This is a genomic window from Comamonas sp. 17RB (assembly GCF_030056555.1).
Lineage (GTDB): Bacteria > Pseudomonadota > Gammaproteobacteria > Burkholderiales > Burkholderiaceae_C > Comamonas > Comamonas terrigena.
Window position 1 is genome coordinate 160,438 of sequence record NZ_JASHHY010000002.1, and the last position, 25,697, is coordinate 186,134.

The following is a 25,697-nucleotide window of genomic DNA, read 5'->3' on the forward strand; positions in this document are numbered from 1 at the left end:
CCCCCATGCTGACCGAACACACGCTGGTGCCTGAAATGCTGGTCTTTGCCAAAGTGGTGGAGCTGCGCGGCTTTGCCGCCGCCGCACGCCAGCTGGGGCTGACCACCTCGGCCATCAGCCGCAGCGTGGGCCGGCTGGAAGCGCACTGGGGCGCCAGGCTGCTGCACCGGACCACGCGCTCGGTCTCGCTGACCGAGCTGGGGGCCGAGGTCTATGCCGGCTGCGCGCAGATGGCCCGCCTGGCGCGCGAAGTGCATGCCACCGCCGGCCACTACGGCGACATCCCGCGCGGCACGGTACGCATCAGCGCGCCGGTGGTGTTTGGCGACATCTGGCTGGCCCCGCAGCTGCCGGCCCTGCGCCAGCGCTGGCCGGCCGTGGAAATCGCCATGCAGCTGAGCGACCGCATGGTCGACCTGACCGAAGAAGGACTGGACCTGGCCCTGCGCATCACCACCCCCGACCAGCTGCCTCCGGGCCTGGTGGCACGTGCACTGCGCACGGTGCGCTATATCCCCGTGGCGTCGCCCACCTGGCTGCGGCAGTTGCCCGCCCCCATCACCCACCCGCACGCGCTGGCCGACCTGCCCTGCATCACCCTGGGCTACGGAGATTTTCAAAACCTGCTGCGCTGGGAGCCGCTACCGCAGGCCGCAGCTCCGTCCACCGCAGCTGCCCCGCCATCGCCTGCGGGCAACACCCCGACCGCGAACCCTGCGGCCGACCACGCACCGCTGGAGCTGACCGTACACACCCCGATCACCGTGGCCAGCAGCACCGGCATCGTCACCCTGGCGCTGCAGCACCAGGGGGTGGGCATTGCCGCCGACTTTGCGGCCGAACAGGCTCTGGCAGAAGGCCGTCTGGTGCAGCTATTGCCCGGCTGGCAGCTGTGCGGCAGCTATGCCGCACGCACGGCCTACGCCCTGTATTCACCCACACGCCATCTGCCGCTGAAGGTGCGGGCGCTGATCGACCATCTGGTGCAGGCCGCGGCGTGAGGACCGCCGCGCCGCTCTCGTCCACAGCGCCCGGCCATGGGCCACGGTGTGTGATCCCCACAGGCAGATCTTCCATGCAGATGCTGAACCGCAGGCGCTGGCCTGCCGGCACGGCTCAACGGGAGCGACGGATCCGGCCTTGCCTGGCCTTCATTTCGCGGCGGTATGCCCGCAGCATCTGGCGTGGGTAAGCGCTGCTGGGGGCAAACAGGCTCTCTTCGTACTTCCGGCGCAGGTACTTGCCATCCAGATCCGCTTTGGCAACCCAATCCTGGCCCGCCTGCCGGCGCAGGAGCGCAGCCTTGTGCCAGGCACAGAAGACCGCCCACACCATCAACTGGTGCGCTTCGCTCCATGCTTGTGCGTGGGCTTCGGCCCGGTCCCACAGCCTGGACAGTTGCGGAAACACGCCGCCACTGCCGGCCATGGGTTCCCCATCGGCAATCGGTATCTGCGACGGCCAGAACCGCAGCGTTTCACGCAGCACCCGCTTGAATTTCATGGCTTGGATGGAGGTAAAGACCCACGGCGAAGGCTCCTGCCCCACTGCTCGGGGCGCCCAGGTGCTGGGGTGGGAGGCTCCGTCCGGCCCTATCAGGCGGAAACAGGTGTGCTGCCAGCCCCGGTTGCGCGCTGTGCCGCCGAACGGATCGGCAGGCAATGTAACAGCATCGGTGAGAGCGGTGCCTTCCCGGCTTGTGGAAGGACGCATCTCGAAGTTGCATCGAAAGAGAACACCACGGTCTTCCTGCGCGCACTGGCACCATGTCGTCGCACAACATCTGTCCCCGATAAAAAGCAGACCTCCCTACCTGCCGCCACTTGTCCCCGCCGCACCCCATCAAACTTGTGGAAAAGTCTGCACCGGCACATGGATAAGTGAGACAAGCATTTGATTCACAATGATTTTCCCATATCCGCTTATTTTTTAAGCAGCATCTATCCTACAGAGACAATCAGGGACAGAAACCGCAGTCTCCGCCTCGCCCGCGCCGTGCACGCGGCTGTTTTCCCCAATTGGGCTGCCCAAGCTTGTGGACAAATGCCACCCGCCTGCGGGATAAGTGGCTTAAGTGACTGCCAGCACAGGGGTTTCCGGTTGCTGCTTATTTTTTATGCAAACCGGCCTCGGCATGGCAATCAGGGGCATAAATCATGGCGCGAAAGCACTCCACAGCCTGCCGTGGGCACGTTCAGGGACAGATCCAGCCTCATCCAGCCCGGTCCGCACCGGTTGTCCCCATCCGATCTGACCAAGCTTGTGGACAAGCTCATTGTCCACATGGGATAAGTCAACTAAGCAGTTGTCAGCATTGGACAATATGGTTGCTGCTTATTTTTTAAGCATCACCACTGCGGGTGGACGTACGGCTTCGGCCCGCTGCAGCAGCCACTGGCTGAACACGCGCAGCGCAGGCGCCTGGGGTGCGCCTTCCGCCAGTGCGGGGGTGACCAGGTAGTAGGCACGGTTGCCGCGCAGCGGGCGGTCACAGGCAATGACCAGATCGCCCCGCGCCAGCTCCTGCTCGATCAGCATGGGCGGAATCAGCGCCACGCCCAGGCCCTGGCTGGCGGCCACGGCCAGCATGGAGAACAGTTCCAGCCGCGCGCCATCCAGCGCACGCGGGGCGCTGACTTCCATGGCATCGAACCATTGCTGCCAACCGTAGGGCCGCGTGCTTTGCTGCAGCAGCGGCATGCCGGCGATCACGGCAGGGCTGACGGGCTGCCAGGCGCGGCCCAGGTCGCGCTCCTGGGCGGTGGCCAGCAGTTGGGGGCTGCACACCGGCAGGGTTTCCTCGTCCATCAGCCACTGGGCCTGCACGCCCGGCCAGTGGGCCACCTGTTCAGGCGTGCCGGCGTACAGGGCGGCGTCGAAGCCGGTGTCAGCAAACAGAAAGGGGCGGGTCTGCACATCGATGTGCACCCGGATATCGGGGTGGGCCTTCATCAGCTGCGGCAGGCGCGGCAGCAGCCAGCGCGTGGCAAACGTGGGCACGGCTGCCAGGTTGATGGTGCCGCCCTCGCCCTGGTGGGCCATCAGGTCAAGCGTGTCGCGCTCCAGCCCCTGGAGCCAGCGGGCCACCTGCTGGGCGTACTGGCGGCCGGCTTCGGTCAGCAGCACGCCATGGCGGGTGCGCTTGAACAGGGGCAGGCCGACAAACTCTTCCAGCGCAATGATCTGGCGCGAGACCGCGCTCTGCGTCAGCGCCAGCTCTTGCGCCGCCTTGGTATAGCTCTCGTGGCGGGCGGCGGATTCGAAACAGGCCAGGGCCTGGGTAGAGGGAATGGCACGACGCATGCAAAACCTTCATGCAAAAAGTGAATTACAGACTCCAGCATACCTAAAGGCGGCAGAAATTGGTTTCATAAATGCGGTTTACGCATACATGGATGCAATCAAATCGTTTGCGGCACCGGTCGGCGCCACCTACCATGCCTTCCCATCCAGTTGTCGTCGGCAATGCCTGCGGGCGACAAGCACCTCTTCCCCCACCTTCACGGATTCAAGGAGACACAACATGGCCAACTTCCAATGGGACGATCCCTTCCACCTGGACGAGCAACTGACCGAAGACGAACGCATGATCCGCGACGCGTCGCGCAGCTACTGCCAGGACAAGCTGATGCCCCGCGTGCAGTCCATGTTCCGCAATGAGTCCGTGGACACCTCCATCTTCCGTGAGATGGGCGAACTGGGCCTGCTGGGCCCCACCATCCCGACCGAATACGGCGGCGCCGGCCTGAACTATGTGAGCTACGGCCTGGTGGCCCGCGAAATCGAACGCGTGGACAGCGGCTACCGCTCCATGGCGTCGGTGCAGTCCTCCCTGGTGATGGTGCCCATCAACGAATTCGGCACCGAAGCCCAGAAGCAGAAGTACCTGCCCAAGCTGGCTTCCGGTGAATTCATCGGCTGCTTTGGCCTGACCGAACCCGACCACGGCTCCGACCCCGGCTCCATGGCCACCCGCGCCTACAAGGTGGACGGCGGCTACAAGCTCAAGGGCAGCAAGATGTGGATCACCAACTCGCCCGTGGCCGATGTGTTCGTGGTCTGGGCCAAGGAAGTGTCCGAAGGCGGCAACGTGGGCCAGATCCGCGGCTTTGTGCTGGAAAAGGGCATGAAGGGCCTGTCCGCTCCCGCCATCCACGGCAAGGTGGGCCTGCGCGCCTCCATCACCGGTGAAATCGTGATGGACGATGTGTTCGTGCCCGAAGAAAACGCCTTCCCCGAAGTCCGCGGCCTGAAGGGACCCTTCACCTGCCTGAACAGCGCACGCTTCGGCATTGCCTGGGGTGCCATGGGTGCCGCCGAGTTCTGCTGGCACACCTCCCGCCAGTACACGCTGGACCGCAAGCAGTTCGGCCGCCCCCTGGCTGCCAACCAGCTGATCCAGAAGAAGCTGGCCGACATGCAGACCGAAATCACGCTGGGCCTGCAAGCCGCCCTGCGCGTGGGCCGCATGAAGGACGAGCACCAGAACGTGGTGGAAATCACCTCCTTGATCAAACGCAACAACTGCGGCAAGGCCCTGGACATTGCCCGTCTGGCGCGCGACATGATGGGCGGCAACGGTATTTCCGACGAGTTCGGTGTGGCCCGCCACCTGGTGAACCTGGAAGTGGTGAACACCTACGAAGGCACGCACGATGTGCACGCCCTGATTCTGGGCCGCGCACAGACCGGCATCGCCGCATTCGCGAACTGAGGTCGCGGCGCCCGCACGCTCGGGTGCGGGGTGGTGGAGCCGGGTCGCAGCGCTGCGACGACCTGCGACTCCACACCCCTCACCTTAGCGTCCGTAGGCACCGCCGGGGCGGCACTGCACCATGCACCGCCGCCCCGGCGCTAGCTGATTGGGTTCTGGCTGTGTTGTGCCTCCAGAGCCCAATCACCTGGCGCACCAACTGCCCTGGTTGGCAGAGCCCTCGGGCTCTCTGGCTTTATCCCCCTCACATCCCGCCGGATCGGATCCTCCATGACCGCCTCCTCCCCTGCTTCCACACCCGCTGCTTCCCGTCCCGCCGCGCTGGCCGGCATCAAGGTGCTGGACCTGTCCCGTGTGCTGGCCGGTCCCTGGGCCACGCAGCTACTGGCCGATCTGGGCGCCGATGTGGTCAAGGTGGAGCGTCCGGTGGCCGGCGACGACACCCGCCACTGGGGCCCTCCGTTCCTGAAGGACACGGCCGGCAACGACACGCGCGAAGCCAGCTACTTCACGGCCTGCAACCGCAACAAGCGCTCCATCACCGTGGACATGGCCCACCCCGAAGGCCAGGCCCTGCTGCGCCGCATGGCAGCCGAGGCGGACGTGGTGGTGGAAAACTTCAAGGTCGGCGGCCTGCAGCAATACGGGCTGGACTACGACAGCCTGAAGGCGCTGAACCCCAGGCTGATCTACTGCTCCATCACCGGCTTCGGCCAGGACGGCCCGTATGCCGAACGCGCAGGCTACGACCTGATGGTGCAGGCCATGTGCGGGCTGATGAGCATCACCGGCCACGCCGACCACGAACCCGGCGGCGGCCCGCTGAAGGTGGGGGTGGCAGTGATCGACGTGTTCACCGGGCTGTACGCCAGCAATGCCATCATCGCTGCGCTCCATGCCCGCGACAACGCAAGCCATGGCTCCGGGGAAGGCCAGTACATCGACATGGCGCTGCTGGACGTGGGCATGGCCGTGCTGGCCAACCAGGCCGCCGGCTACCTGGCCACCGACAAGGCACCGGGCCGGGCCGGCAACATCCACCCCAGTCTGGCGCCCTACCAGGACTTCAAGACCCGTGACGGCAATGTGCTGCTGGCCATTGGCAACGACGGCCAGTTCGCCCGCTTCTGCACCGCCGTCGGCCACCCCGGCTGGGCCCAGGACGCACGCTTTGCCACCAACACCGCCCGGGTGCAGAACCGCTCCGATCTGCTGATGCTGATGACCCCGCTGATGCAGACGCGCGGCACCCAGGACTGGATCACGCTGCTGGAAGACAAGGCCGTGCCCTGCGGCCCCATCAACACCGTGGCCCAGGCCTTCGACGACCCACAGGTCCGGGCGCGCGGCATCCGCAAGGAGCTGCCGGCCGCAGGAGGACTGGGCACGGTGGGCACGGTGGCCAGCCCGATGCGCCTGTCGGGCACCCCGGTGGTCTACCGCAGCGCGCCCCCGTCCCTGGGCCAGCACACCACCGAGGTGCTGACCGAAATGGGGCTGGACGCCGCCCAGCTGGCCCAGCTCCAAGCCCAGCAGGTGATCTGACACGCAGTCCCCCGCTGCCCTGGCGCAGCTGCTTTCAGAGGCACCTTCCCTGCAGCGCCGCCGGCGCCACACGCGCCCGGCGCTGCAGGATTTTCTCCTCTGGCTTTTATATCCTTCGCAGCATATTCATGCGCGAGGGATAATCGTATTTCTGGATTATCTACATAATCCGTTCACCCCAGGGTAACTACCGAATCAAAACCGCATTTCGCATATAGCGCTTTCAGAAGCCGGGCCGTACGATTCCTCCCACGTTTTACCCAAACGGTAGTTTCAACAAAACAATACGGAGATGACAACATGATTCGTCGCAGCCTGCTCGCCCTGGGCATCCTGGCCGCGTTCGGCACCGCCGCCCACGCCCAAAGCTACCCCACCAAGCCCATCAAGCTGCTGGTGCCTTTTGCCGCCGGCGGCACCACCGACCTGGTGGCCCGCGTGGTGGCCGATCCCCTGAGCCGTGAACTGGGCCAGCCCGTGATCGTGGAAAACCGCGGCGGTGGCGGTGGCGCCATCGGTGCCGCCGAAACCGCCCGCGCTCCGGCCGACGGCTACAACCTGGGTATTGCCACCGTGTCCACCACGGCCACCAACCCGGCCATCAATCCCAAGATCCCGTACAACGTGTTCACGGATTTCACGCCCATTGTGAACATCGCAGCCACGCCCAACGTGATTGCCGCCAACCCCAAGTTCGTGGGCAAGGACTACAAGAGCTTCCTGGAAGAAATCAAGAAGAATCCCGACAAGTACTCCTACGGCACGCCCGGCACCGGCTCCATCGGTCACCTGATGATGGAAATGTTCATGCTGGCCACCGACACCAAGATGCTGCACGTGCCCTACCGTGGTTCGGGCCCGGCCATCAACGACGCAGTCGCAGGCCAGATTCCGCTGCTGTTTGACAACTTCCCCTCCACCCTGCCCTTTGTGAAGGAAAAGCGCCTGACCGCCCTGGTGGTGGCTGCACCCCAGCGTCTGGCGGTGCTGCCCGATGTGCCCACGCTGGCCGAAGTCGGCGCCCCTGGCGTGAACCGCATGGCCTACTACGGCATCGTCGGCCCCAAGAACCTGCCCAAGGACATCGTCAACAAGGTGAATGCCGCCGTGCACAAGGTGCTGCAGGATCCGGCCGTGCGCAAGCGCATCGAAGACACCGGTTCGCTGATCGTGGCCGGCACGCCCGAGAAGTTTGCCCAGGAAATCAAGGCCGAATACACCGCGTACAAGGCTGTGGTCGACAAGCAAAAGCTGACGATGGAATAAATCTTTCCTGACCCGTATCAAAAAAACCCCGCAGTGCGGGGTTTTTTATTTTCCAAGTCCATGGCATGCATGATTTTCAAAATACGCATACAGGCTCGCCTTATATAGGGATAGATAATCGCACCGGCTGCCATGTATCTGCCGCAATATGCGGGATCCGTGCGTGCATGGCGATTGCGGGCCCTGTCTCCGACTCCTGAAAAAAAAAGACTGCCGAAGCAGTCTTTTGGATACGAACCGGTGAAGAGGCAACAGCCTAGGCAGACCCTGGATCGACTGTTGGATGCCCGTGCCACCGCCTGCTGGCCACCGCTTTTCAACGGCTGCGCCACACGCTCACCCCCGCGCTGCTGAACGTCAGCCCCACCAGCAGCCACAGCACCCCCACCAGCAACTGGCTCACGCGCGGCCCCACCATGTCGGCAAACACCTGCTCCACCGCACACAGCGCCACGCAGTTGCTGCCTTCGGCCACCTGCTGCAGCGCCAGCAGCGACATACCGCCCACCAGCATGCCCAGCAGCCCCAGCGCCAGCAGAAAGAAACTTGTCCATTTGGTCTCGCGGTCCATGGTGCGCCTCCACGTGGTGACGAAGTTCACGCCTGAAAACCAGCCTCCGGCCCGGGAGAAAACGCTTCAACCGCCGCTCCGGATGGACTGGATTTCATCTTGACACCATGGCCTCCCCCCTGCCAGCACCGCCCGCCCGGGTGCGGTGGTGTCTGACCCGGTGACGCGCTTCACAGGGTGTTGCAGCGCACCAGCGGTCATTGCGCAGGCCGGTGTTGCAAGCACGCACTCCCCCAAAAAGAGCAGCCCGCCTGCCCGGGGTGCGGGCAGGCGGGCTGTTACATCGTGGGTGCGCCGGATTTACCGTCCATCACCTTGATTACACGCAGGCAACAAACTGGATGAGCGTTCAGCGCTGTGGCGCGGGGTGAAAGCTGCCCGCCCACTTCCAGGTGGCATATGCGCACCACAACAGGCCCGCCACGGCCAGGCTGCCGCCCACGGCACCCAGGTGCTGCAGGCCGGCATGCGTGCCCACCTGGCTGCCCAGCAGCGCACCGGCGCCGATCCCCACATTGAACAGACCGGAGAACAGCGACATGCCCACATCCGTGGCATCCGATGCCAGCCGCAGCACCTTGGCCTGCAACGCCAGCGCCATGCACAGCATGGCCACGCCCCAGACGGCGCACACCAGGTACAGACCGGGCAGCCAGGCCGTGCTGGGCAGCAGCAGCCACAGGCTGGCGGTCAGTACCGCCAACGCCAGCAGCAGAAAACTGCGCGGAAAGCGCAGACCAAAGGCGCTGAAGCACATACTGCCCACAATGCCCATGCCGCCAAACAGCAGCAGCACGATGGTGGTCACATGGTTGCTCAGCCCGCCCACCTGCTGCACCAGCGGCTCGATGTAGCTGTAGACGGTGAACTGCGCCGTCACCATCAGGATCAGCAGCGCGTAGGTGGCCAGCAGGGCCGGGCGGCGCAGCAGCACCGGGATGGAGCGGGCGGACCCGGCGTTCTCGCTGGGCAGCAGCGGCAGCAGGCGCCACAACACCAGCATCACGGCCAGCGCCGCCACCCCGATGGCGCCGAAAGTGGTGCGCCAGCCCAGGGCCTCGCCCACCACACGCCCCAGGGGAATGCCCAGCACCATGGCCAGCGTGGTGCCGGTGGCCAGCAGACCCAGGGCCTGGGCCTTGCGTCCGGCCGGTGCCACACGCACCGCCAGGGCTGCGGTGATGGACCAGAACACCGCATGCGCCAGCGCAATGCCGATGCGGCTGACCAGCAGCACCGGGTAGCTCCAGGCCACCGCCGACAGCGCATGGCTGGCAATGAACAGCGCGAACACACCCATCAGCAGGCGGCGGCGCTCCCAGTGGCGGGTCAGCAGCATGCCGGGCAGTGAGGCCAGCGCCACCACCCAGGCGTAGATGGTCAGCATCAGACCGATCTGTTCGGTGCGCATGCCAAAGCTTGCACCCATGTCGCTGAGCAGGCCCACGGGGACGAATTCCGTGGTGTTGAAGACAAAAGCGGCCAGCGCCAGCGCGATTACGCCCACCCAAGCGCGGGCGTCGGACACGGGAGCCGGCGCAGATGCGGTGGCAGCGGAGGAAAGAGATTCAGACATAGAGATTCACACAGGCCGGCGCACAGCCCACAGAAGGAGGACGGCAGGCAGACCCTGCGCCCCTGCTGCGCCTTGCGGCAATCGGTCTGCATGTGGTGGCGCGCCCTCGGACAGGCCCTGGCGGCCTGTTGCCCACCGCTGCAGCACATGCCGCGCAACCTGGGATGGTACGGCGTTCAGCCCGCACACGCAGCGCAGGCCGCAGCAATGCCCTGCAGGGCGTCGCACTACGGGCCGCGCGGACCCGGACGCGCGCATTCACGGCCAGCCCCGCGCTTCACAGGCCCACAGGGAGCACCGCTGGTGCTGCGGCCCTCACTCCGGCGACCACACCGCCAGTTCATTGCCTGCTGGGTCGTGAAAGTGGAAACGCCGCCCGCCAGGAAAGGGAAAAATCGCCTTGCTGATGGTGCCACCGGCGGCCTGCACCGCCGCCAGGGCCTTTTCCAGATCCACCGCAAAAATCACCGCCAGCGGCTGCCGGGGCGCCTGGGCCGCATCGGCATTGAAGCCGGCACCCAGACCGCTGGAGGCGGTGTCCACATAGTTGCCACCCCAGTCCTGGAACTCCCAGTCAAAGGCCTTGCCGTAGAAGGCTTTCACCTGTTGCAAGGTGGCGGCATCGGCGCCGGGGAATTCGATGAAATCGATCTGACCGATACGGGCTGACATGGGAGTTCCTCCACGGCGACAGGCTGGTGTATGCCCCACCCGCTGCGGCGCAGGCAAGGCAGATAAAGGACAGGCGCCAATATGCCATGGCATCTGCCGGACGTCTGCCAGACGTCTGCGCCCCATGACCCGGCCTGTGCTATTCACCTGCTGCGCCAGTCCCTGGGACATCCAGGCACACAGCGCACGCAAATGGTTGTACAGTACAACCATTAATTTCTCGACTGCCCCTATGTCCACCGATACCGATCTGGTTGCCCTCGTCCGTTCTGCCTCGCGCACCATGGTGCGCGAGCTGGGCTTCATGCAGACCACCCTGGCTGCCACGGACTACTCACCGTCGGCCGTGCACACCTTGCTGGAGCTGGACATGCAGGGCGCACTCACCGCCGCCCAGCTGGTACAGCTGCTGGGGCTGGAGAAATCCAGCGTCAGCCGCATGCTGGCCAAGCTGGCCGCCGCGGGCGAAGTGGCCGAATGCGCGCCGCCGGCCGGCATGGCGGCGGATGCCCGCACCAAGCCCTTGCAGCTGACGGCGCAAGGCCGGCGCACGGCGGCCGCCATCCACCGCTACGGCCGACAGCGGGTGGAGGCGGCGCTGCAGCAGCTCAGCCCCGCCGTGCAGCAGACCGTGGCCCAGGGCCTGAACGCCTATGCCGGAGCGCTTCAAAGCTGCCGCCAGGGACAGGCGCAGGACCTCCCCCAGGGGCAGACCATACCGCCCGCGGTGACCATCCACGCCGGCTACCGGCCGGGGGTGATTGGCCGCGTGGCGGAAATGCACGCCCGCTTCTATGCCCGACATGCCGGCTTCGGAGCGTTCTTTGAAAGCAAGGTGGCCGGCGGTCTGGCGGAATTCGTCGGCCGGCTGGACCAGCAGGGCAACCAGATCTGGTGCGCCATGCAGCAGGACCGGATCGTGGGTGCCATCGCCATCGACGGGCAGGATCTGGGCCAGCGCCAGGCCCATCTGCGCTGGTTCATTCTGGATGACGGCTGCCGGGGCAGCGGCACGGGCCGCCGCTTGCTGCAGCAGGCGCTGGCCTTTTGCGACCAGCAGGACTTTGCGGCCACGCAGCTGTGGACATTCCAAGGGCTGGACGCCGCCCGCGCCCTGTATGAAGCCCATGGCTTTGCCCTGGTGCACGAGGCCCCCGGCAGCCAGTGGGGCCACGCCGTGACCGAGCAGCAATTCACGCGCCCCCGCCCCAGCGCTGGCGCCACCCCACCAGCGGCCAGGGCCTGACTCCGGTGCCGGTACTGATCGGGATGCTCCCCATACCTGGTTTCCCGGCACAGGGATAGCCAAAGGCAGCGGCGGCTGTGCCGCTCACCGCCCCCTGTCCCTGCCTCAGTACGCCACCGTGAAGCGCTGCTTGCTGTGCAGGTGCTGCTCCAGCGCATCGACCAGGGCCACGGCCAGGTCCTGCGCCGAGATATCGCCGGGCTGGCCGTCGGCCTGCATCAGCGGCGCATCCTGGCCGGTACGGTACTGGCCGGTGCGGCCCCGGGATTGCGCGTCGGAACCGCCGTGGAAGCCCACAGCCGGGCTCAGCAGCGTCCAGTCCAGCGCGCTCTCCTTCTGCAGTTCGGTGTACATATCGCGGGCGGCACTGGCACCGGGCTTGATGAAAGCCGGGAATTCCGGGGTGTCCACCAGTTGCACGCCGGGGGAGACATACAGGCTGCCGGCACCGCCCACCACCAGGTAGCGGGCCACGCCAGCAGCCTTCACCCCCTGGACGATGGCGCGCGAGCCACGCAGGAAGTCCTCATAGATGTTCGGGTTGGTCCAGCCGGCGTTGTAGGCGCTGAGCACGGCATCGCTGCCGGCCACTGCCTGCTGCACCTGCTGGGCGTCCAGCACATCGGCCTGCACGACCTTCAGCCCGGGCTCGGCGGCCAGCTTGGCCGGGTCGCGCACCAGGGCCACGACCTGGTGGCCGCGCTGCAGCAATTCCTTCAACACGGCGGCGCCGACAAAACCCGTGGCACCGATCAGAGCGACTTGCATGAGAGAACTCCTTGAGAGTGGTTTGTTTCAACAGGATGCAAGGTTACGCCGCGGCCTGCGCCTGAAACAGCCCCCTGGACCACCATTACTTTGAAGCACAGCTTCATAATCAAACACCATGGAAGACCTCAAACGCATGGCCATCTTTGCCACCGTGGTGCAGCAGGGCAGCATGAGCGCGGCGGCACGCCTGCTGGACATGAGCCCCTCGGCCGTCAGCCAGCACATCCGCCAGCTGGAGCGCGAAGCCGGCGTCAGCCTGCTGCACCGCTCCACGCGCCAGCTCGGCCTGACCGATGCGGGCCAGCGCTTCTACACCCAGTGCGCGGCCCTGAGCGAAGCCGCCACCCGCGCCCGGGCCGAGCTGGCGGCCGAGCGCCAGCAGCCCAGCGGCGAGCTGCGTCTGTCCGCCCCCGTGGGCTTTGCCCGCCATGCCGCACCCGCACTGGGCACCTGGCTGGGCCAGCACCCGCAGTTGCGCCTGCGCCTGCTGGTGGATGACGCCCCGATTGACCTGATCCAGGCCCGGGTGGACCTGGCGCTGCGCTTTGGCCCCCAGCAGGATTCCAGCTGGGTGGCCCGCCACCTGGGAGCCTCGCCCACGGTGCTGTGCGCCGCGCCGCAATGGCTGGAAACCTGGAACCTGCAGGCCGGCCGTGCACCCGGTGCCCTGCCCGCCCATCCGGCCGACCTGGCCACCGCCACCTGGCTGGAGCAGTCCCGCACCGAGCCCCCGCAACTGGCCCAGGAGTGGCGCCACACGGCCACCGGTGAAGTGGCCGCACTGCAGGCCCAGCCACGCATGACCAGCAACCACCGCGGCACGGTGCAGCACCTGTGCGAAGCCGGCCTGGGCGTGGCCCAGCTCACGCTGCTGGACGTGGTGCGGCCGCTGCGCGAAGGCCGGCTGCTGCGCCTGCTGCCCGACTGGGAAATGGGCCTGCTGGACCTGTGGGCCGTCACCCCGCAGCGCGACGCCCTGCCCGCCAAGGTGCGCCAGGCCGTGGAGGTGCTGCGCGCCTACTTTGGCCAGCTGGAAGGGGTGGTCCGCACCGCCTGAGCCGCTGCGGCGACCCGTCCGCCAAAGGACAGGGCCGGGTCGCCAGCAACGCTGGCATGTGCAAGGGACATGCCCCAGGCACCGCCAGCGACGCCGCCGCCCCGTCCCTCACCGGCCATCAGGCGTCGTTTTCGTTGTCGTTGCGGCTGTGCGGCTCGCCGCGTTCATAGATGGCGTGCGCACGCCCCACGATCAGCGGGTCCACACGGCCGATGCGGGCGACGTCGCGCTGGGTGTAGGGCAGGCGGGTGAGCACATAACGCAAGGCGTTCAGGCGTGCGCGCTTCTTGCAGTCGCTCTTGACCACGGTCCAGGGGGCATCGGCCGTGTCCGTTTCAAAGAACATGGCTTCCTTGGCGCGGGTGTAGTCGTCCCACTTGTCCAGCGAAGCGGTATCGATGGGCGACAGCTTCCACTGCTTGAGCGGGTGGGCCTCGCGTTCCTTGAAACGGCGGCGCTGCTCCTTGCGGCTGACGCTGAACCAGAACTTGATCACATGGATGCCGCTGCCCACCAGCATGCGCTCGAACTGTGGCGCCTGGCGCATGAATTCGCGGTACTGCGTGTCGGAGCAAAAGCCCATCACCCGCTCCACGCCGGCGCGGTTGTACCAGCTGCGATCGAACAGCACGATCTCGCCAGCCGTGGGCAGGTGCTGCACATAGCGCTGGAAATACCACTGGCCCTGCTCGGTCTGGCTGGGCTTTTCCAAGGCCACCACGCGCGCACCACGGGGATTGAGATGCTCCATGAAGCGCTTGATGGTGCCGCCCTTGCCGGCCGCGTCGCGCCCTTCGAAGACGATGACCACGCGTTGCCCGGTTTCCTTGACCCAGGCCTGCAGCTTGAGCAGTTCCACCTGCAGGCGGAATTTCTCTTTTTCATAGACCGAGCGGCGCAGCAGGTTGGCATAGGGGTAGCCGCCCTCCTTCCAGTCCTTGGCCAGCTCTTCGTCGGGGTTGGGCTTGCCTTCGGGCTCGTTGCCCAGCTTGTTCAGCGCCTTGGCCAGCGCACGCTTGTCGTCGGCGTCCGCACCTTCCAGCAGGGTGCGCAGCGCCTTGGCACGCTCCTGTTCGGAGCCCGGACCATCGAGCACCGCCATGACGGCGGCAATGCGTTTTTTCTGCGCGGCCTGGGTGGCCTGACCGGCCACATATTCCTCCAGCGCCTTGCCGCTGTGAATGCCCTGCGCCACATCGCCCTGGTCGGCCGGGCGCGGGCCATGCATGGGCTTTTTGCCGTGCAGGGCCTTGCCCAGCACCTTCTGCGCGGTGGCAACGGGCACCGGCGCCGCAGCAACGGTCGCGGCAGGTGCGGTCACTGTGGGCACGGTGGCTGCCTTGCCTGCCGTGGCCTTGCCTGCCACGGTGCTGCCGGTCGCCACCTTGGTGGCGGGCTTGGCGGGTGCGGCCGCCGGGGAAGAGGCACTGCGCTTGCCGGGGACGGTCTTGGGGGCTGACGGCGGCAGTTCCACCACGGTGCTGGCACTGCTTTTCTCGATAGCGGCCGCCAGGGTCCTGGCAGGCTGCGCGGCGGAGGCGCGCGCCGTGCGGGCCGGGGTCGAAGTGGATCGGTGGGTGGTTCGGGTCGTCATACAGCTTTCCTGGCAGTGGCGGGGCGGGCTGCCATGGGGCAGCCGCCGCCCGTCGCCACACGGGTTCTGGCAATGACCTTAGCACTTGCCATGTCCGGGGTCTGCTGGTGTTTTCAGCGGCCCAAAACAAAGGCCCGCCGAAGCGGGCCCTGACTTGTGCGGCAGGCAGCGCGGGCTGCGCGCCGCCACGACCGGCGGCTTATTCGATGGCCGTCTTGTTGCCACCCACAAAGCGGCTGAGCGTATAGGTCGGGTTTTTCATTTCGCCGTTGGGCTCGAAGGCGATCTTGGAGGTCACGCCCTGGTAGTCGGTCTTCTGCAGGAAGGGGATGTAGACCTTGGGATCCCAGGAATTGGCACGCTTCATGGCGTCGGCCAGCAGCATGGTTGCGTCATAGAAATACGGGCTGTAGACCTGGAACTGGCCGGGGAACTTGGCGTCGTAGCGCTTCTTCCAATCGGTGCCGCCAGGCATCTTGGCCAGCGAAGAGCCGCCGTCCGCGCAGACCACGTGGTCCAGGGGCTTGGCGCCAGCTGCGACCTTGGCCAGTTCGGGCACGCACATGCCGTCGCCGCCGAACATCTTCACTTCACCCATGCCCAGCTGGGCCATCTGGCGCAGCATGGGGCCGGCCTGGCCGTACATGCCGCCGTAGAAGATGGCTTCGGGCTTCTTGGCCTTGATGGAGGTCAGGATGGCCATGAAGTCGGTGGCCTTGTCGTTCGTGAACTCGGTGGCCACGATCTTCACGCCCAGCTTCTCGGCTTCCTTCTTGAACACATCCGCCAGACCCTGGCCGTAAGCGGTGCGGTCGTCGACCACCGCCACCTGCTTCAGACCCAGGGTCTTGGCAGCGTAGGAGGCCAGCGCAGCGCCCAGGGCGTTGTCGTTGGCGATCACACGGTAGGTGGTCTTGTAGCCGGGCTTGGTCAGCGCGGGGTTGGTGGCAGCGCCCGTGATCATGGGGATGCCGCAGTCATTGAAGATCTTGGACGAGGGGATGGCCACGCCCGAGTTCACGAATGCCACCGCACCGGCGACCTTGCTGTCGCACAGCTTCTGCGAAGCGGCCGTGCCTTGCTTGGGATCGGCACCGTCGTCTTCCGCCACCAGCTGGAACTTGACCTTCTTGCCACCGATTTCGGGGTTCTTGGCGTTCAGGTCCTCGATGGCCATGCGCACGCCGTTTTCGTCGTCCTTGCCGAAGTGGGCCTGGGGACCGGAGACAGGGCCGATGTGGCCGATCTTGATGATTTCCTGGGCATTGGCCACAGACATTGCCAAACCACCTACCAAGCCCACGATTGCGAGCGAAACTGCCTTAACGCGCATGCGACTATCTCCATTGGTTAAACAAGTTGCCAAGCTATTGCCTTGGCCCGCGATTCCACATCGGTGCTTTCCCTTTGCAGAAACCGTGCCTGCGGCGGCTGTTCTGGCCCCATGGGCGACATTTTTCCTCGCTCCTGCCTTCCACAACGTGCGGCGTCGCGCCGCGGAAACGCGGGGATACCCCAGGGTGCGCACCGTCTTCGGCTGCGCTACAGCAAGGCCTGCACCAGGGCTGTGCCGCCCTTGCTGCAGCGCAAGATGGCGCACAGCGCTGGTGCTGCGCAGGCGGCCCCCGCAGTACCGGCCTTCAGCCGGGTGTCAGCTTGCGCCCGGCCGACCCGGCTGCGCCAGGACTGCACGACCGCCGGCGGTGCCTGCGGTTCCGACCACCGGCGCCCGCCCCGCGGACACGGGCCGCGTTCAATCCGCCGTCAGCCCCGCCAGGCCCTGCACCACCGTGGGATAGCGCAGATGCACACGCAGCTCGGTCTTGAGGCGCCGGTTGCGCAGGCGGCGCGACTCGCCCATGAAGCTCAGCAGCGACACCGGCAGGCTGCCCTGGGCTTCGGCCCGGCTGATGCGCGGCGGACGCGGCAGGCCGCACAGGTCGGCGGCCAGGTCCACGTAGTCGGCCATGTACATCTCGGTGTCGTCACTGGCATGCACCACGCGCTGGGGCTTGCCGCGCCACAGCGCCGCCACGCACGCGCGGGCCAGGTCGTCGGCCTGGATGTGGTTGGTGTAGACGTCATCGCTGGCCTGCAGCAGCGGCAGACCCTTGCGCAGCCGGCCCACGGGCGTGCCGCCTTCGCGGTCCAGGGCGTAGATGCCGGGCACGCGCAGCACCGTGGCACGCACCCCGCTGTGCAGCGCCCAGCCGCGCACCGCCCGTTCGGCATTGGCGCGGCGCTGACCGCGGGCATTGCCGGGAGCGATGCCACGGGTTTCGTCGATCCAGGCCCCACCGCAGTCGCCATACACGCCGGTGGTGGAGGCATAGACCAGGGCCTGCGGCAGCGTGCGCCGTGCCAGGGCCTGCAGCAGGTGTTCGGTGCGCGGATCGCGCCACCAGGCCTGGGGGCCCGCCCCTTCCGTGGGCGGCGGCGCCAGGTGCAGCACACGCTGGGCCAGACCGGCCAGCCGGGCCAGGGTGGCCGGCTGGTCCAGATCGCCCACCAGGGGCTGCACGCCGGCGGCGCGCAGCAGGGGCGCCCGGTCGCTGCTGCTGGTCAGCGCCAGCACGCGCGGGCCGTGGCGGCCCGTGCCGCCGGCCTGCAGGGCACGCACCACGCGCAGGCCCACGTCACCACAGCCCACGATCAGCAGGCGCTGGCGGCGAAAGCGCGCTGGCAGCGCACCGAGAGGATTTTGGTTTGAAGGCACAATGGAAGGTTGTTTTTTCGCGCGAGGTTTTCACGCATTGCAAAAGGCAGGCGCAGCAGCAGCCCCTGCCCGTGACAGCCGCCAAGGATAGCCAAAACCCATGACCGATACCGCCAGTTCCACCCACCAGATTTCCGTCCAGCCCAGTGGCCGCCAGTTTGCCACCCAGGGTGCAGAGACCATTCTGGCCGCCGCCATCCGCAGCGGCGTGGGCCTGCCCTACGGCTGCAAGGACGGCGCCTGCGGCTCGTGCAAGTGCAAGAAGCTCAGCGGCAGTGTGGTGCATGACACCCATTCCGACAAGGCGCTGACACCGGCCGAAGAGGCCGATGGCTATGTGCTGACCTGCCGCGCCACGCCCCTGAGCGATGTGGTGCTGGAGTCGCGCCAGGTCACCGACGTGAATGCCTACCCCATCAAGAAGCTGCCGGTGCGCGTGGCGGGTCTGACCCCGATGTCGCACGATGTGATGCAGCTCAAGCTGCAGCTGCCGGCCGCCGAGAAGTTCCGCTACTACGCCGGCCAGTACATCGAATTCATCCTGCGCGACGGCAGCCGCCGTGCCTATTCCATGGCCACCGCCCCGCACCTGCAGGAAACGGCCCCCGGCGTGGAGCTGCACATCCGCCACATGCCGGGCGGCAAGTTCACCGACCATGTGTTCGGCGGCATGAAGGAAAAGGAAATCCTGCGGGTGGAAGGCCCGTTCGGCAGCTTCTTCCTGCGCGAGGACTCGGCCAAGCCCATCGTCCTGCTGGCGTCGGGCACCGGTTTTGCGCCCATCAAGGCGCTGCTGGAACACATCCAGCACCAGGGCATCACCCGCCCTGTGGCCCTGTACTGGGGCGGTCGCCGCCCGGCCGACCTCTACATGCACAGCTGGCTGCTGGAACTGGCTGCCGCCCTGCCCACGCTGACCTATGTGCCGGTGGTCTCCGACGCCCTGCCCGAAGACACCTGGACCGGCCGCAGCGGCTTTGTGCACCAGGCCGTGCTGGACGACTTTGCCGACCTGTCCGGCCATGAGGTCTACGCCTGCGGCGCCCCCATCGTGGTGGATTCGGCCCGCGCCAGCTACACCAGCCAGCGCGGCCTGCCGGAGGAAGCCTTCTTCGCCGACGCCTTCACCTCGGAAGCCGACAAGTAAGCCCGGCAGCCCGGCCGGGGCACGCACCCCGGACCGGCTGCGCCAGACCTGTGGCACCTGGGCCTCGCCCGGTGTGCACGGAAATGGGCTCTGTGTTAGCGCGCACGATTCCGCACCACTGCAGTGCATTTGTGCCGCACAGCACCTGCATGACCACCATTCATGCAAGAAAACGCAGAAATGCAACCATGCGAAACATGGTCACGCAATTTTTTTGCACAATACCGTCACCATGATGAAGCGTAGAACCCTTGCCCTGGCCACCGCAGCTTTCGCTGCGACCGCATTCGCCCCCCTGGCCCAAGCCTTTGGCACCCAACAACAGCCCATCCGCCTGATCGTGCCGTTTGCACCCGGCGGCCCGCTGGATGTGACCTCGCGCGCACTGGCCGAAAGCGTGCGCAACACCCTGGGCACCGTGATCATCGAGAACAAGGCCGGTGCCGGCGGCAACATTGGTGTGGACGCCATTGCCAAGGCCGCTCCCGATGGCCTGACCATCGGTCTGGCAACCACGGCCACCAACGCCGTCAACCCCTGGCTCTACACCAAGCTGCCGTTCGACGCCGAGAAGGACTTTGTCGCCATCACCCAGATGGTGCGCGTGCCCAATGTGCTGGTGATGAATGCCGCCCGCGCCGAGCAGCTGAACATCCATTCCGTGGCGGACCTGATCAAGTACGCCAAGGCCAATCCCGCCAAGCTGAACTACGGCAGCGGCGGCAATGGCAGCGCCGGCCACCTGGCAGGTGAGCTGCTCAAGCAGCGTGCCGGCATCCACGCCCTGCACATTCCCTACCGCGGCGCCAACCCCGCCCAGCTGGCCTTGCTGGCGGGCGAAGTGGACTTCAACATCGACAACCTGGCCGCTGCCGCTCCCAACATCAAGAGCGGCAAGCTCAAGGCCCTGGCCGTGACGTCGCTGCTGGCCTCGCCCATGCTGCCCGATGTGCCGCCGCTGGCCGCCACGCTGCGCGGTTTTGCGATTGACACCTGGTGGGGCCTGATTGCCCCAGCGGCCACCCCCAAGGATGTGGTGGCCAAGCTGAACAAGGCCTTCACCGATGCCCTGAACACGCCCGAAACCCAGACCCGCTTCAAGACCCTGCTGGCCGAGCCCGTGGCCACCACACCCAAGCAGTTCGAGGACTTCATGGCCGCCGAACGCGCCAAGTACAAAGGCCTGGTGGCCGCTTCCGGCGCCAAGGTGGACTGAACTCCGGCCCTCTGCCCTGCAGCCTGCACGGCTGCTTCAAAGACAACGCCCTGGGTGCCCGCACCGCAGGGCGTTTTTGCAGGTACGGCGTAAGGTACCGTGCCGTACCCTGCCACGGGCCTCTGCGCACCGCCTGAGCGCAGAGGCAGGCACCTGCAGCACGGCCTCGAACGGCCAGGCTACATCAGTTGCACGGCATGGCGCTGTGGCAGCAATGCCTGCCGCTGCTCCACGATTTCCAGCATCGCGCCCAGCACGCAGTCGCATTCGCCCTCGCCCAGCGGCAGCGACAAGGCCATCATCCCGCGCCGCGCCAGGAAGATGCCACGCGCCATCAGGTCGAAGAACAGCAGATCTTTCACGCGCGGGTCGCAGCCAGCCAGGTCGCCCGCGTTGCGGATGGGCCGGTCAGTGGCATGCAGCGTCAGCAGCGACCCCAGGCCCGTGGCCTGCAAGGCCACGCCTTCGTAGGCGAACAGGGCATTCAGCCGCTCGCGCAGGTGGTCACCCCGCGCGTTCAGCGCATCCAGGGCCTCGGCCGTCAGCACCCGGGACAGGGCGGCATGGCCTGCGGCCATGCTCAGCACATTGTTGTTGAAGGTGCCGGCATGGGCCAGCGCATCGCTGCGGCGCGGATCGAACCGGTCCATCACGTCGGCGCGTCCGCCGAATACGCCGAACGACAGCCCGCCGCCCAGGTATTTGCCCGCGGTGGTCAGGTCCGGCGTGATGTCCAGCAGCGCCTGCCGCCCACCAAAGGACAGGCGCGAGGTCATCACCTCGTCCAGGATCAGCAAGGCATTGCAGTCGCTGGCCAGATCCCGCAGCCCGCGCAGGAAGGCCGGTGTGCCGGGAATGCAGCCGCCCGAGCCCAGCATGGGCTCCACCAGGATCGCGGCCAGATCGGCGCCATGCCGGCGCACCAGCGCCGTGGCGTGTTCCAGATCGTTGTAGGGCGCCACCAGCCAGTCGTGGGGCACATTGACCGGCGAGCCACCGCCCGCAAAGCTCAGCACGCCGCCGTGGTAGGCGCCGTCGAACACCATCACCTTGCGCCGGCCGGTATGCACGGTGGCGGCGGCCAGGGCCATCAGATTGGCTTCGGTGCCGGAATTGGTGAAGCGCATCAGTGCCATGGAGGGAAAGCGGCGCTGGATCTCCTGCCCCAGCCGCGCCTCCCGTGCCGTGTGGGAGGACAGGTTGAGCCCGCCCACCAGCGCTTCCTGCACGGCAGCGCGCACGGTCTTGTCAGAGTGACCGAAGAGGCCGGCGGTGAATTCGCCCAGGGTGTCGATGTAGACATGGCCATCCGCATCCCAGAGCCAGCAGCCTTCGCCGCGCACCATGGTCAGGGGAAAAGGCGGGTGGTAGAGCACCGAGCGGGTGTTGCCGCCGGGCAGCACATGGGCCGCCACCTCGCACAAGGTCTGGCTGCGCGGGTTGTGAGCCACATAGTCGGCCACCGCTGCGTGCAGGGCCACATCCAGAGCGTTGTGCACAGACATGGTGATTCTCCTGAAGCCAGCACCCGGCACAGCCCGCCGGTGGGGGCGTGCCCCGTCACTGGCGCCTGCGCGATCTCCCGCCATTAGGCGCCTGTGCGGCGCACAGCGCCAGTCGGCCCCTGTCCAATCACCCACTGCCAGGCGTGGCATTGCTGGCCGGATCGGGCGCAAGGCCCTCCTGCGCTGTGCCAGCAGCTATGTATTCCGGTAGCGGTCGGACGTACGGCACATGCCCCTCTGGCAGCGACAGCGCCCAACCAGCACCGGAGGCACACCATGCAGCGCGCACCGGCGCCGGATTTCCCCTAAAAAAGCTGCCCAAGGGCGCGGAGCGCCTTTGGGCAGCCATGGAGCCTGCAAGCGGGGGCTTCAGTGCGGTGTGGTCCCCTGCGGGCACCAGTCGGCCGCAGCCTGGAAGCGGTCGATGCGCTGCTCCGCCACGGCGGCCAGCTGAGCGGCGGAGACACGTTCCGGCGCCAGCTCGGCCAGCGGCTGCAGCACAAAGGCACGTTCGGTCAGGCGGGGATGGGGAATGGTCAGCACCGGGCTGGCAATCTGCTGGTCGCCATAGAGCAGCACGTCCAGATCCAGGGTGCGCGGGGCGTTGCGGTAGGGGCGCTCGCGCCCGGCAGCCAGCTCGATGGCTTGCAGCGCGTGCAGCAAGGCCAGGGGCGCCAGCGCTGTCTGCAGCGCCACCACGGCGTTCAGGTAGTCCGGCCCGCCGGCATCCACCGGCGCACTGACATACAGCGACGATACGCCGACCACCTGCGTGTCGGGCAACAGGGCCATGGCCTGCACGGCCTGGGCCAGGGCCTGGCCCCGGTCCCCCAGATTGGCGCCCAGGCCGATGAAGGCGAGCTGCGCGGGTTGGGTGGACGGGGATGGGGACGGGCTGGCGGCCGCCACGCTCACTCGCCTGCGGCCTCGGCACCGCCTGCGCCGGCGGGCTTGCGGCGGCGACGGCGGCGCTTCTTGGCCGGGGCATCGCTGTCGCCCAGCAGGGCATCCAGCGTGTCGGCGCCCGGAGCAGCCGGGGCGGCCGCGGGGCCGCCTTCGGCTGCCGCAGCGGCCTTCTTGGGTGCACGGCGGGCGGGTGCGGGCGCCTGGCTCTTCTGGCGCTGGCGTTGTTCTTCACGGGCCTGGGCCACCAGGTCTTCGCGGCGGGCATCGTCGGCCTGCTGGAACTCCTGCCACCAGCTGGCCAGCGATTCCTCGACCTCGCCCACATCGGCGCGCAGGCGCATGAAGTCGAAACCTGCGCGGAAGCGGCCCTGGGCCACCATGCCGAACGGCGTGGACCCGGTGCGCTTGTCGAAACGCGGTTGCATGACCCAGATTTCGCGCATGTCGGCGGCCAGCTTGCCGCGGCCGGAGACATCGCCGATACGTTGGTCGAACACTTCGTCAATGGCTTCCTGCAGCGCCGGGAAGGCGTGGAAGCCCTTGTTCAGGCGCTTTTCCCAGCCGGTCTTCACGTCCTGCCACAGCACGCAGGCCAGCAGGAAGCTGGGCGCCACGGGCTTGCCTTCGCCGACGCGGCGGTCGGTGTCGGTCAGTGCGGCGGTGACGAAGGGATGGGCGGCGCGCTCCACCACCACATCCAGCAGCGGGTAAATGCCTTTTTCCAGGCCCAGCTTCTTGAGCTGCTCGACGGACGACAGCGCATGGCCGGTCTGCAGCAGCTTGAGCATTTCGTCGAACAAACGGCTTTGCGGCACTTCCTTGAGCAGCGGCTCGCATTCGAGCAGCGGCTTGGCGGTCTTGGGCTCGAGCTTGAAGCCCAGCGGCGACAGCTTGGCGGCAAAGCGCACGGCACGGATGATGCGCACCGGGTCTTCGCGGTAGCGCGTGGCCGGGTCGCCGATCATGCGCAGCATCTTCTTCTGCGCGTCCTGGATGCCCTTGTGGAAGTCCACCACGACCTGGGTTTCCGGGTCGTAGTACATGGCGTTGATGGTGAAGTCGCGGCGCGTGGCATCCTGGTCCTGCGGACCCCAGACGTTGTCGCGCAGCACCCGGCCGCTGGCATCCACCGCATGCTGCATGTGGGCCAGCGCGGCCTTGCTGGTGCGCTCGTTGCCGCTGACCTGCTCGGCCAGGCTGTTGTCCAGGAAGGCGCGGAAGGTGGAGACCTCGATCACTTCGTTCTCGCGGCCGCGGCCATAGACCACGTGCACGATGCGAAAGCGCTTGCCGATGATGAAGGCGCGGCGGAACAGGTTCTTCACCTGCTCGGGCGTGGCGTCGGTGGCCACGTCAAAGTCCTTGGGGCGCAGGCCCAGCAGCAGGTCGCGCACGGCGCCGCCAACGATGTAGGCCTCGTAGCCGGCATCCTTGAGCGTGCGCACCACGTCCACGGCGCGGCGGTCCACCAGCTCGGGATCGATGCCGTGCACCTCGGCCGGCACGTCCTCGCGCTTGCCGAATTGCGGCTTGCGCGAACGGGTGGCGGCCGGGGCCTTGCCCAGCAGTTTGTCGATAAAGGTTTTGATCATGGTGTCTCGGTAAACAGGTCCAGCACGCGCCAGCCACGCTCCTGGGCCAGGGCGCGCAAGCGCGTATCAGGATTGGTGGCGACCGGATGGTCCACTTTCTCAAGCAGGGGCACGTCGTTCATGGAGTCGCTGTAGAACGTGGTCTCCACATCGCCCCAGGACAGCCCCCGTGCCGCCAGCCAGGCGTCCATGCGCACCACCTTGCCTTCGCGCATATTGGGGATGCCGTCGATCTCGCCGGTGAACCAGCCCTGGGCGTCGCGCGCCAGCGAGGTGGCCACCAGCTCCTGCACGCCAAAGGCTTCGGCGATGGGGCGGGTGACGAATTCATTGGTGGCCGAGGTGATGACCACGGTATCGCCCGCATCCAGGTGGCCTTGCACCAGCTGCAGGGCGGCCGGCGTCATGGCCGGGCGGATCACCTCGTCCATGAAACGTGCATGGGCCGCCGCAGCGGCTTCGGGTCCGCGCTGCACCACGGCGGCGGTGGCAAAGCGGACGTAATCGGGCACATCCAGGCGGCCAGCCAGGTAGTCGGCAAAGAATTCGTCGTTGCGGCGGCCGAATTCGGTGCGGTCGCACCAGCCGATGGCAATGGAGAATTCGCCCCAGCCGTGGTCAGAATCCAACGGCAGCAGCGTGTGGTCAAGATCGAACAGCGCCAGCCGGGGGCGCTGCGGTGCAGTGGGTGCGGACATGGTGTCGAAAGAAGTTGCAGGTTGCGGCGAAATGGCCATGGCCTACTCGGTTTCCAGCATGGTCTTGAGCAGCGGAATGGTGATGGCGCGCTTGTTGCGCAGCGCAAAACCGTCCAGCATGCCCAGCAGCTGCATCAGGCTGCCCAGATCGCGCGAGAAGCGATTGAGCATGTAATCCATCACATCATCGCTCAGGAAGACGCCGCGTGCATCGGCCTCCTGGCGCAGGACGGCCCGGCGTTCGGGCTCGTCCAGCAGGTGCAGCTGGAACACATGGCCCCAGCCCAGGCGGCTGCGCAGGTCGTCGCGCAAGGTCAGATCGGCCGGCGGCGCATCGCCTGCGGCCAGCACCCAGCGCGGTGAGCCGGACGGCGGAGCAATCGCATTGACGAACCAGTTGAAGGCCCGGGACTGCTGCATGGGGGTGTACAGGTGCACATCGTCCATGATGACGGCGGCCCAGCGCTCATCGAATTCCGGGGGGAAGCCGGTGCTGGCATCCATCCAGCCCACTTCGGCGCCCTGCTCGCGCAGCGCTGCGTACACCGCCTTGAGCAAATGGCTTTTGCCCGAACCGGAGACGCCCCACAGGTAGGTGGGCACCGGGGCGCGGGCGGCATCCGAGGACAGGCCTTCGCCCACCCAGGTGCGCAGATGCTGCACCACGGCGGCGTTGCTGCCTTCGTAGAAACGCGACAGCGAAGGGCCGGTCGCCAGGCCGATGTCCAGAGCCAGCTGCTTCATCGCGGCCATGCGCAGGCCTCCTCCCGGGGAAGGACCGACAGGGTCCAGACGATCAAAGCAGGCACAGACAAGGGTGGCAGCATTCCAGACAGAACAAGGGACAGGCAGTGCGCCCCACCGAAGCAGAGCGTCTTGCACACAACCCGTAACAAGGCTGCGCT

At 66.8% G+C, this 25,697-nt stretch carries 22 protein-coding genes; 8 read left to right on the forward strand and 14 right to left on the reverse strand.

All coding sequences use genetic code 11. The features are described 5' to 3' along the window. The first annotated feature begins 5 nt into the window (after nt 1-5). Nucleotides 6-1,001, forward strand: a complete 996-nt coding sequence (locus QM470_RS03985) for a LysR family transcriptional regulator (protein ID WP_283338292.1) — start codon at nt 6-8, stop codon at nt 999-1,001. 115 nt (nt 1,002-1,116) lie between these two features. Here the strand turns inward: QM470_RS03985 and QM470_RS03990 are convergent, their stop codons facing one another. Both QM470_RS03990 and QM470_RS03995 read right to left on the reverse strand, forming a co-directional pair. After that, nucleotides 1,117-1,503 (reverse strand): hypothetical protein, encoded by a 387-nt coding sequence (locus tag QM470_RS03990; RefSeq protein ID WP_283338293.1) that lies wholly within the window; start codon nt 1,501-1,503, stop codon nt 1,117-1,119. Nucleotides 1,504-2,334: 831 nt separating this feature from the next. After that, nucleotides 2,335-3,303, reverse strand: a complete 969-nt coding sequence (locus QM470_RS03995; RefSeq protein WP_218333704.1) for a LysR substrate-binding domain-containing protein — start codon at nt 3,301-3,303, stop codon at nt 2,335-2,337. A 220-nt stretch (nt 3,304-3,523) separates the two neighbouring features. On the opposite strand from QM470_RS03995, the gene QM470_RS04000 reads away from it, so the two are divergent. The 3 genes from QM470_RS04000 to QM470_RS04010 all read left to right on the forward strand — a co-directional run bounded on the left by QM470_RS04000 (nt 3,524) and on the right by QM470_RS04010 (nt 7,525). After that, nucleotides 3,524-4,714, forward strand: coding sequence for an acyl-CoA dehydrogenase (locus tag QM470_RS04000; RefSeq protein WP_066536498.1), 1,191 nt, complete (start codon nt 3,524-3,526; stop codon nt 4,712-4,714). 270 nt (nt 4,715-4,984) lie between these two features. Next, complete coding sequence (locus QM470_RS04005) at nt 4,985-6,259, forward strand: CaiB/BaiF CoA transferase family protein (protein WP_218333703.1); 1,275 nt, start codon at nt 4,985-4,987, stop codon at nt 6,257-6,259. A gap of 300 nt (nt 6,260-6,559) precedes the next feature. After that, on the forward strand, nt 6,560-7,525 hold the full coding sequence (locus QM470_RS04010; protein ID WP_066536502.1) for a tripartite tricarboxylate transporter substrate binding protein BugE: 966 nt from the start codon (nt 6,560-6,562) through the stop codon (nt 7,523-7,525). 316 nt (nt 7,526-7,841) lie between these two features. Here QM470_RS04010 and QM470_RS04015 read toward each other — a convergent pair whose 3' ends face one another. From QM470_RS04015 to QM470_RS04025, 3 genes are all read right to left on the reverse strand, one after another. Continuing rightward, on the reverse strand, nt 7,842-8,096 hold the full coding sequence (locus QM470_RS04015) for a hypothetical protein (RefSeq protein WP_280013472.1): 255 nt from the start codon (nt 8,094-8,096) through the stop codon (nt 7,842-7,844). Nucleotides 8,097-8,445: 349 nt separating this feature from the next. Continuing rightward, a complete protein-coding gene (locus QM470_RS04020) occupies nt 8,446-9,672 on the reverse strand; it encodes a sugar transporter (protein WP_283338294.1) in 1,227 nt (408 codons plus the stop codon). Nucleotides 9,673-9,987: 315 nt separating this feature from the next. After that, the gene (locus tag QM470_RS04025) at nt 9,988-10,344 is read right to left on the reverse strand and encodes a VOC family protein (RefSeq protein ID WP_280013475.1); all 357 of its coding nucleotides are present in this window, start codon (nt 10,342-10,344) and stop codon (nt 9,988-9,990) included. A gap of 232 nt (nt 10,345-10,576) precedes the next feature. On the opposite strand from QM470_RS04025, the gene QM470_RS04030 reads away from it, so the two are divergent. Further along, a complete protein-coding gene (locus tag QM470_RS04030) occupies nt 10,577-11,590 on the forward strand; it encodes a bifunctional helix-turn-helix transcriptional regulator/GNAT family N-acetyltransferase (protein WP_283338295.1) in 1,014 nt (337 codons plus the stop codon). Nucleotides 11,591-11,695: 105 nt separating this feature from the next. On the opposite strand, the gene QM470_RS04035 is transcribed toward QM470_RS04030, so the two are convergent. After that, on the reverse strand, nt 11,696-12,358 hold the full coding sequence (locus tag QM470_RS04035; RefSeq protein WP_283338296.1) for an NAD(P)-dependent oxidoreductase: 663 nt from the start codon (nt 12,356-12,358) through the stop codon (nt 11,696-11,698). Between the two features lie 118 nt (nt 12,359-12,476). On the opposite strand from QM470_RS04035, the gene QM470_RS04040 reads away from it, so the two are divergent. Then, complete coding sequence (locus tag QM470_RS04040; protein WP_283338297.1) at nt 12,477-13,418, forward strand: LysR family transcriptional regulator; 942 nt, start codon at nt 12,477-12,479, stop codon at nt 13,416-13,418. Nucleotides 13,419-13,536: 118 nt separating this feature from the next. On the opposite strand, the gene ppk2 is transcribed toward QM470_RS04040, so the two are convergent. From ppk2 to QM470_RS04055, 3 genes are all read right to left on the reverse strand, one after another. Next, nucleotides 13,537-14,646 (reverse strand): polyphosphate kinase 2, encoded by a 1,110-nt coding sequence (gene ppk2, locus QM470_RS04045; RefSeq protein ID WP_280013481.1) that lies wholly within the window; start codon nt 14,644-14,646, stop codon nt 13,537-13,539. 565 nt (nt 14,647-15,211) lie between these two features. Further along, a complete protein-coding gene (locus QM470_RS04050) occupies nt 15,212-16,291 on the reverse strand; it encodes a branched-chain amino acid ABC transporter substrate-binding protein (RefSeq protein ID WP_502846800.1) in 1,080 nt (359 codons plus the stop codon). Between the two features lie 474 nt (nt 16,292-16,765). Continuing rightward, nucleotides 16,766-17,728, reverse strand: coding sequence for an SDR family oxidoreductase (locus QM470_RS04055; RefSeq protein ID WP_283338299.1), 963 nt, complete (start codon nt 17,726-17,728; stop codon nt 16,766-16,768). 100 nt (nt 17,729-17,828) lie between these two features. Between QM470_RS04055 and QM470_RS04060 the strand changes: the two genes are divergently transcribed. Then, the gene (locus QM470_RS04060; protein WP_283338300.1) at nt 17,829-18,875 is read left to right on the forward strand and encodes a CDP-6-deoxy-delta-3,4-glucoseen reductase; all 1,047 of its coding nucleotides are present in this window, start codon (nt 17,829-17,831) and stop codon (nt 18,873-18,875) included. Between the two features lie 235 nt (nt 18,876-19,110). Next, the gene (locus QM470_RS04065; protein WP_218333808.1) at nt 19,111-20,091 is read left to right on the forward strand and encodes a Bug family tripartite tricarboxylate transporter substrate binding protein; all 981 of its coding nucleotides are present in this window, start codon (nt 19,111-19,113) and stop codon (nt 20,089-20,091) included. Between the two features lie 179 nt (nt 20,092-20,270). Here the strand turns inward: QM470_RS04065 and QM470_RS04070 are convergent, their stop codons facing one another. The 5 genes from QM470_RS04070 to hda form a co-directional block, all read right to left on the reverse strand. Then, nucleotides 20,271-21,596 (reverse strand): aspartate aminotransferase family protein, encoded by a 1,326-nt coding sequence (locus QM470_RS04070; RefSeq protein WP_283338301.1) that lies wholly within the window; start codon nt 21,594-21,596, stop codon nt 20,271-20,273. 369 nt (nt 21,597-21,965) lie between these two features. Then, nucleotides 21,966-22,505 (reverse strand): 2-amino-4-hydroxy-6-hydroxymethyldihydropteridine diphosphokinase, encoded by a 540-nt coding sequence (gene folK / locus QM470_RS04075; protein ID WP_283338302.1) that lies wholly within the window; start codon nt 22,503-22,505, stop codon nt 21,966-21,968. 2 nt (nt 22,506-22,507) lie between these two features. After that, nucleotides 22,508-24,094 carry a polynucleotide adenylyltransferase PcnB gene (gene pcnB, locus QM470_RS04080; RefSeq protein WP_283338303.1) on the reverse strand — a complete coding sequence of 529 codons (1,587 nt, stop codon included), beginning with the start codon at nt 24,092-24,094 and terminating at the stop codon, nt 22,508-22,510. Continuing rightward, nucleotides 24,091-24,792, reverse strand: a complete 702-nt coding sequence (locus QM470_RS04085; protein WP_283338304.1) for an HAD family hydrolase — start codon at nt 24,790-24,792, stop codon at nt 24,091-24,093. The genes pcnB and QM470_RS04085 overlap by 4 nt, the downstream gene beginning before the upstream one ends. 42 nt (nt 24,793-24,834) lie before the next feature. After that, nucleotides 24,835-25,536, reverse strand: a complete 702-nt coding sequence (gene hda, locus QM470_RS04090; RefSeq protein WP_066537343.1) for a DnaA regulatory inactivator Hda — start codon at nt 25,534-25,536, stop codon at nt 24,835-24,837. Between the last annotated feature and the right edge of the window lie 161 nt (nt 25,537-25,697).

Bases quoted from the DNA above. Each gene is read 5' to 3' on its own strand.
- hda (WP_066537343.1), bottom strand. From the start codon at position 25,536: ATGAAGCAGCTGGCTCTGGACATCGGCCTGGCGACCGGCCCTTCGCTG.
- QM470_RS04050 (WP_502846800.1), bottom strand. From the start codon at position 16,291: ATGTCTGTGGCCAATGCCCAGGAAATCATCAAGATCGGCCACATCGGC.
- QM470_RS04020 (WP_283338294.1), bottom strand. From the start codon at position 9,672: ATGTCTGAATCTCTTTCCTCCGCTGCCACCGCATCTGCGCCGGCTCCC.
- QM470_RS04040 (WP_283338297.1), top strand. From the start codon at position 12,477: ATGGAAGACCTCAAACGCATGGCCATCTTTGCCACCGTGGTGCAGCAG.
- QM470_RS04030 (WP_283338295.1), top strand. From the start codon at position 10,577: ATGTCCACCGATACCGATCTGGTTGCCCTCGTCCGTTCTGCCTCGCGC.
- pcnB (WP_283338303.1), bottom strand. From the start codon at position 24,094: ATGATCAAAACCTTTATCGACAAACTGCTGGGCAAGGCCCCGGCCGCC.
- QM470_RS03990 (WP_283338293.1), bottom strand. From the start codon at position 1,503: ATGAAATTCAAGCGGGTGCTGCGTGAAACGCTGCGGTTCTGGCCGTCG.
- QM470_RS04015 (WP_280013472.1), bottom strand. From the start codon at position 8,096: ATGGACCGCGAGACCAAATGGACAAGTTTCTTTCTGCTGGCGCTGGGG.
- ppk2 (WP_280013481.1), bottom strand. From the start codon at position 14,646: ATGCATGGCCCGCGCCCGGCCGACCAGGGCGATGTGGCGCAGGGCATT.
- QM470_RS04010 (WP_066536502.1), top strand. From the start codon at position 6,560: ATGATTCGTCGCAGCCTGCTCGCCCTGGGCATCCTGGCCGCGTTCGGC.
- QM470_RS04000 (WP_066536498.1), top strand. From the start codon at position 3,524: ATGGCCAACTTCCAATGGGACGATCCCTTCCACCTGGACGAGCAACTG.
- QM470_RS03995 (WP_218333704.1), bottom strand. From the start codon at position 3,303: ATGCGTCGTGCCATTCCCTCTACCCAGGCCCTGGCCTGTTTCGAATCC.
- QM470_RS04005 (WP_218333703.1), top strand. From the start codon at position 4,985: ATGACCGCCTCCTCCCCTGCTTCCACACCCGCTGCTTCCCGTCCCGCC.
- QM470_RS04065 (WP_218333808.1), top strand. From the start codon at position 19,111: ATGAAGCGTAGAACCCTTGCCCTGGCCACCGCAGCTTTCGCTGCGACC.
- QM470_RS03985 (WP_283338292.1), top strand. From the start codon at position 6: ATGCTGACCGAACACACGCTGGTGCCTGAAATGCTGGTCTTTGCCAAA.
- QM470_RS04060 (WP_283338300.1), top strand. From the start codon at position 17,829: ATGACCGATACCGCCAGTTCCACCCACCAGATTTCCGTCCAGCCCAGT.
- QM470_RS04070 (WP_283338301.1), bottom strand. From the start codon at position 21,596: ATGTCTGTGCACAACGCTCTGGATGTGGCCCTGCACGCAGCGGTGGCC.
- QM470_RS04085 (WP_283338304.1), bottom strand. From the start codon at position 24,792: ATGTCCGCACCCACTGCACCGCAGCGCCCCCGGCTGGCGCTGTTCGAT.
- QM470_RS04025 (WP_280013475.1), bottom strand. From the start codon at position 10,344: ATGTCAGCCCGTATCGGTCAGATCGATTTCATCGAATTCCCCGGCGCC.
- QM470_RS04035 (WP_283338296.1), bottom strand. From the start codon at position 12,358: ATGCAAGTCGCTCTGATCGGTGCCACGGGTTTTGTCGGCGCCGCCGTG.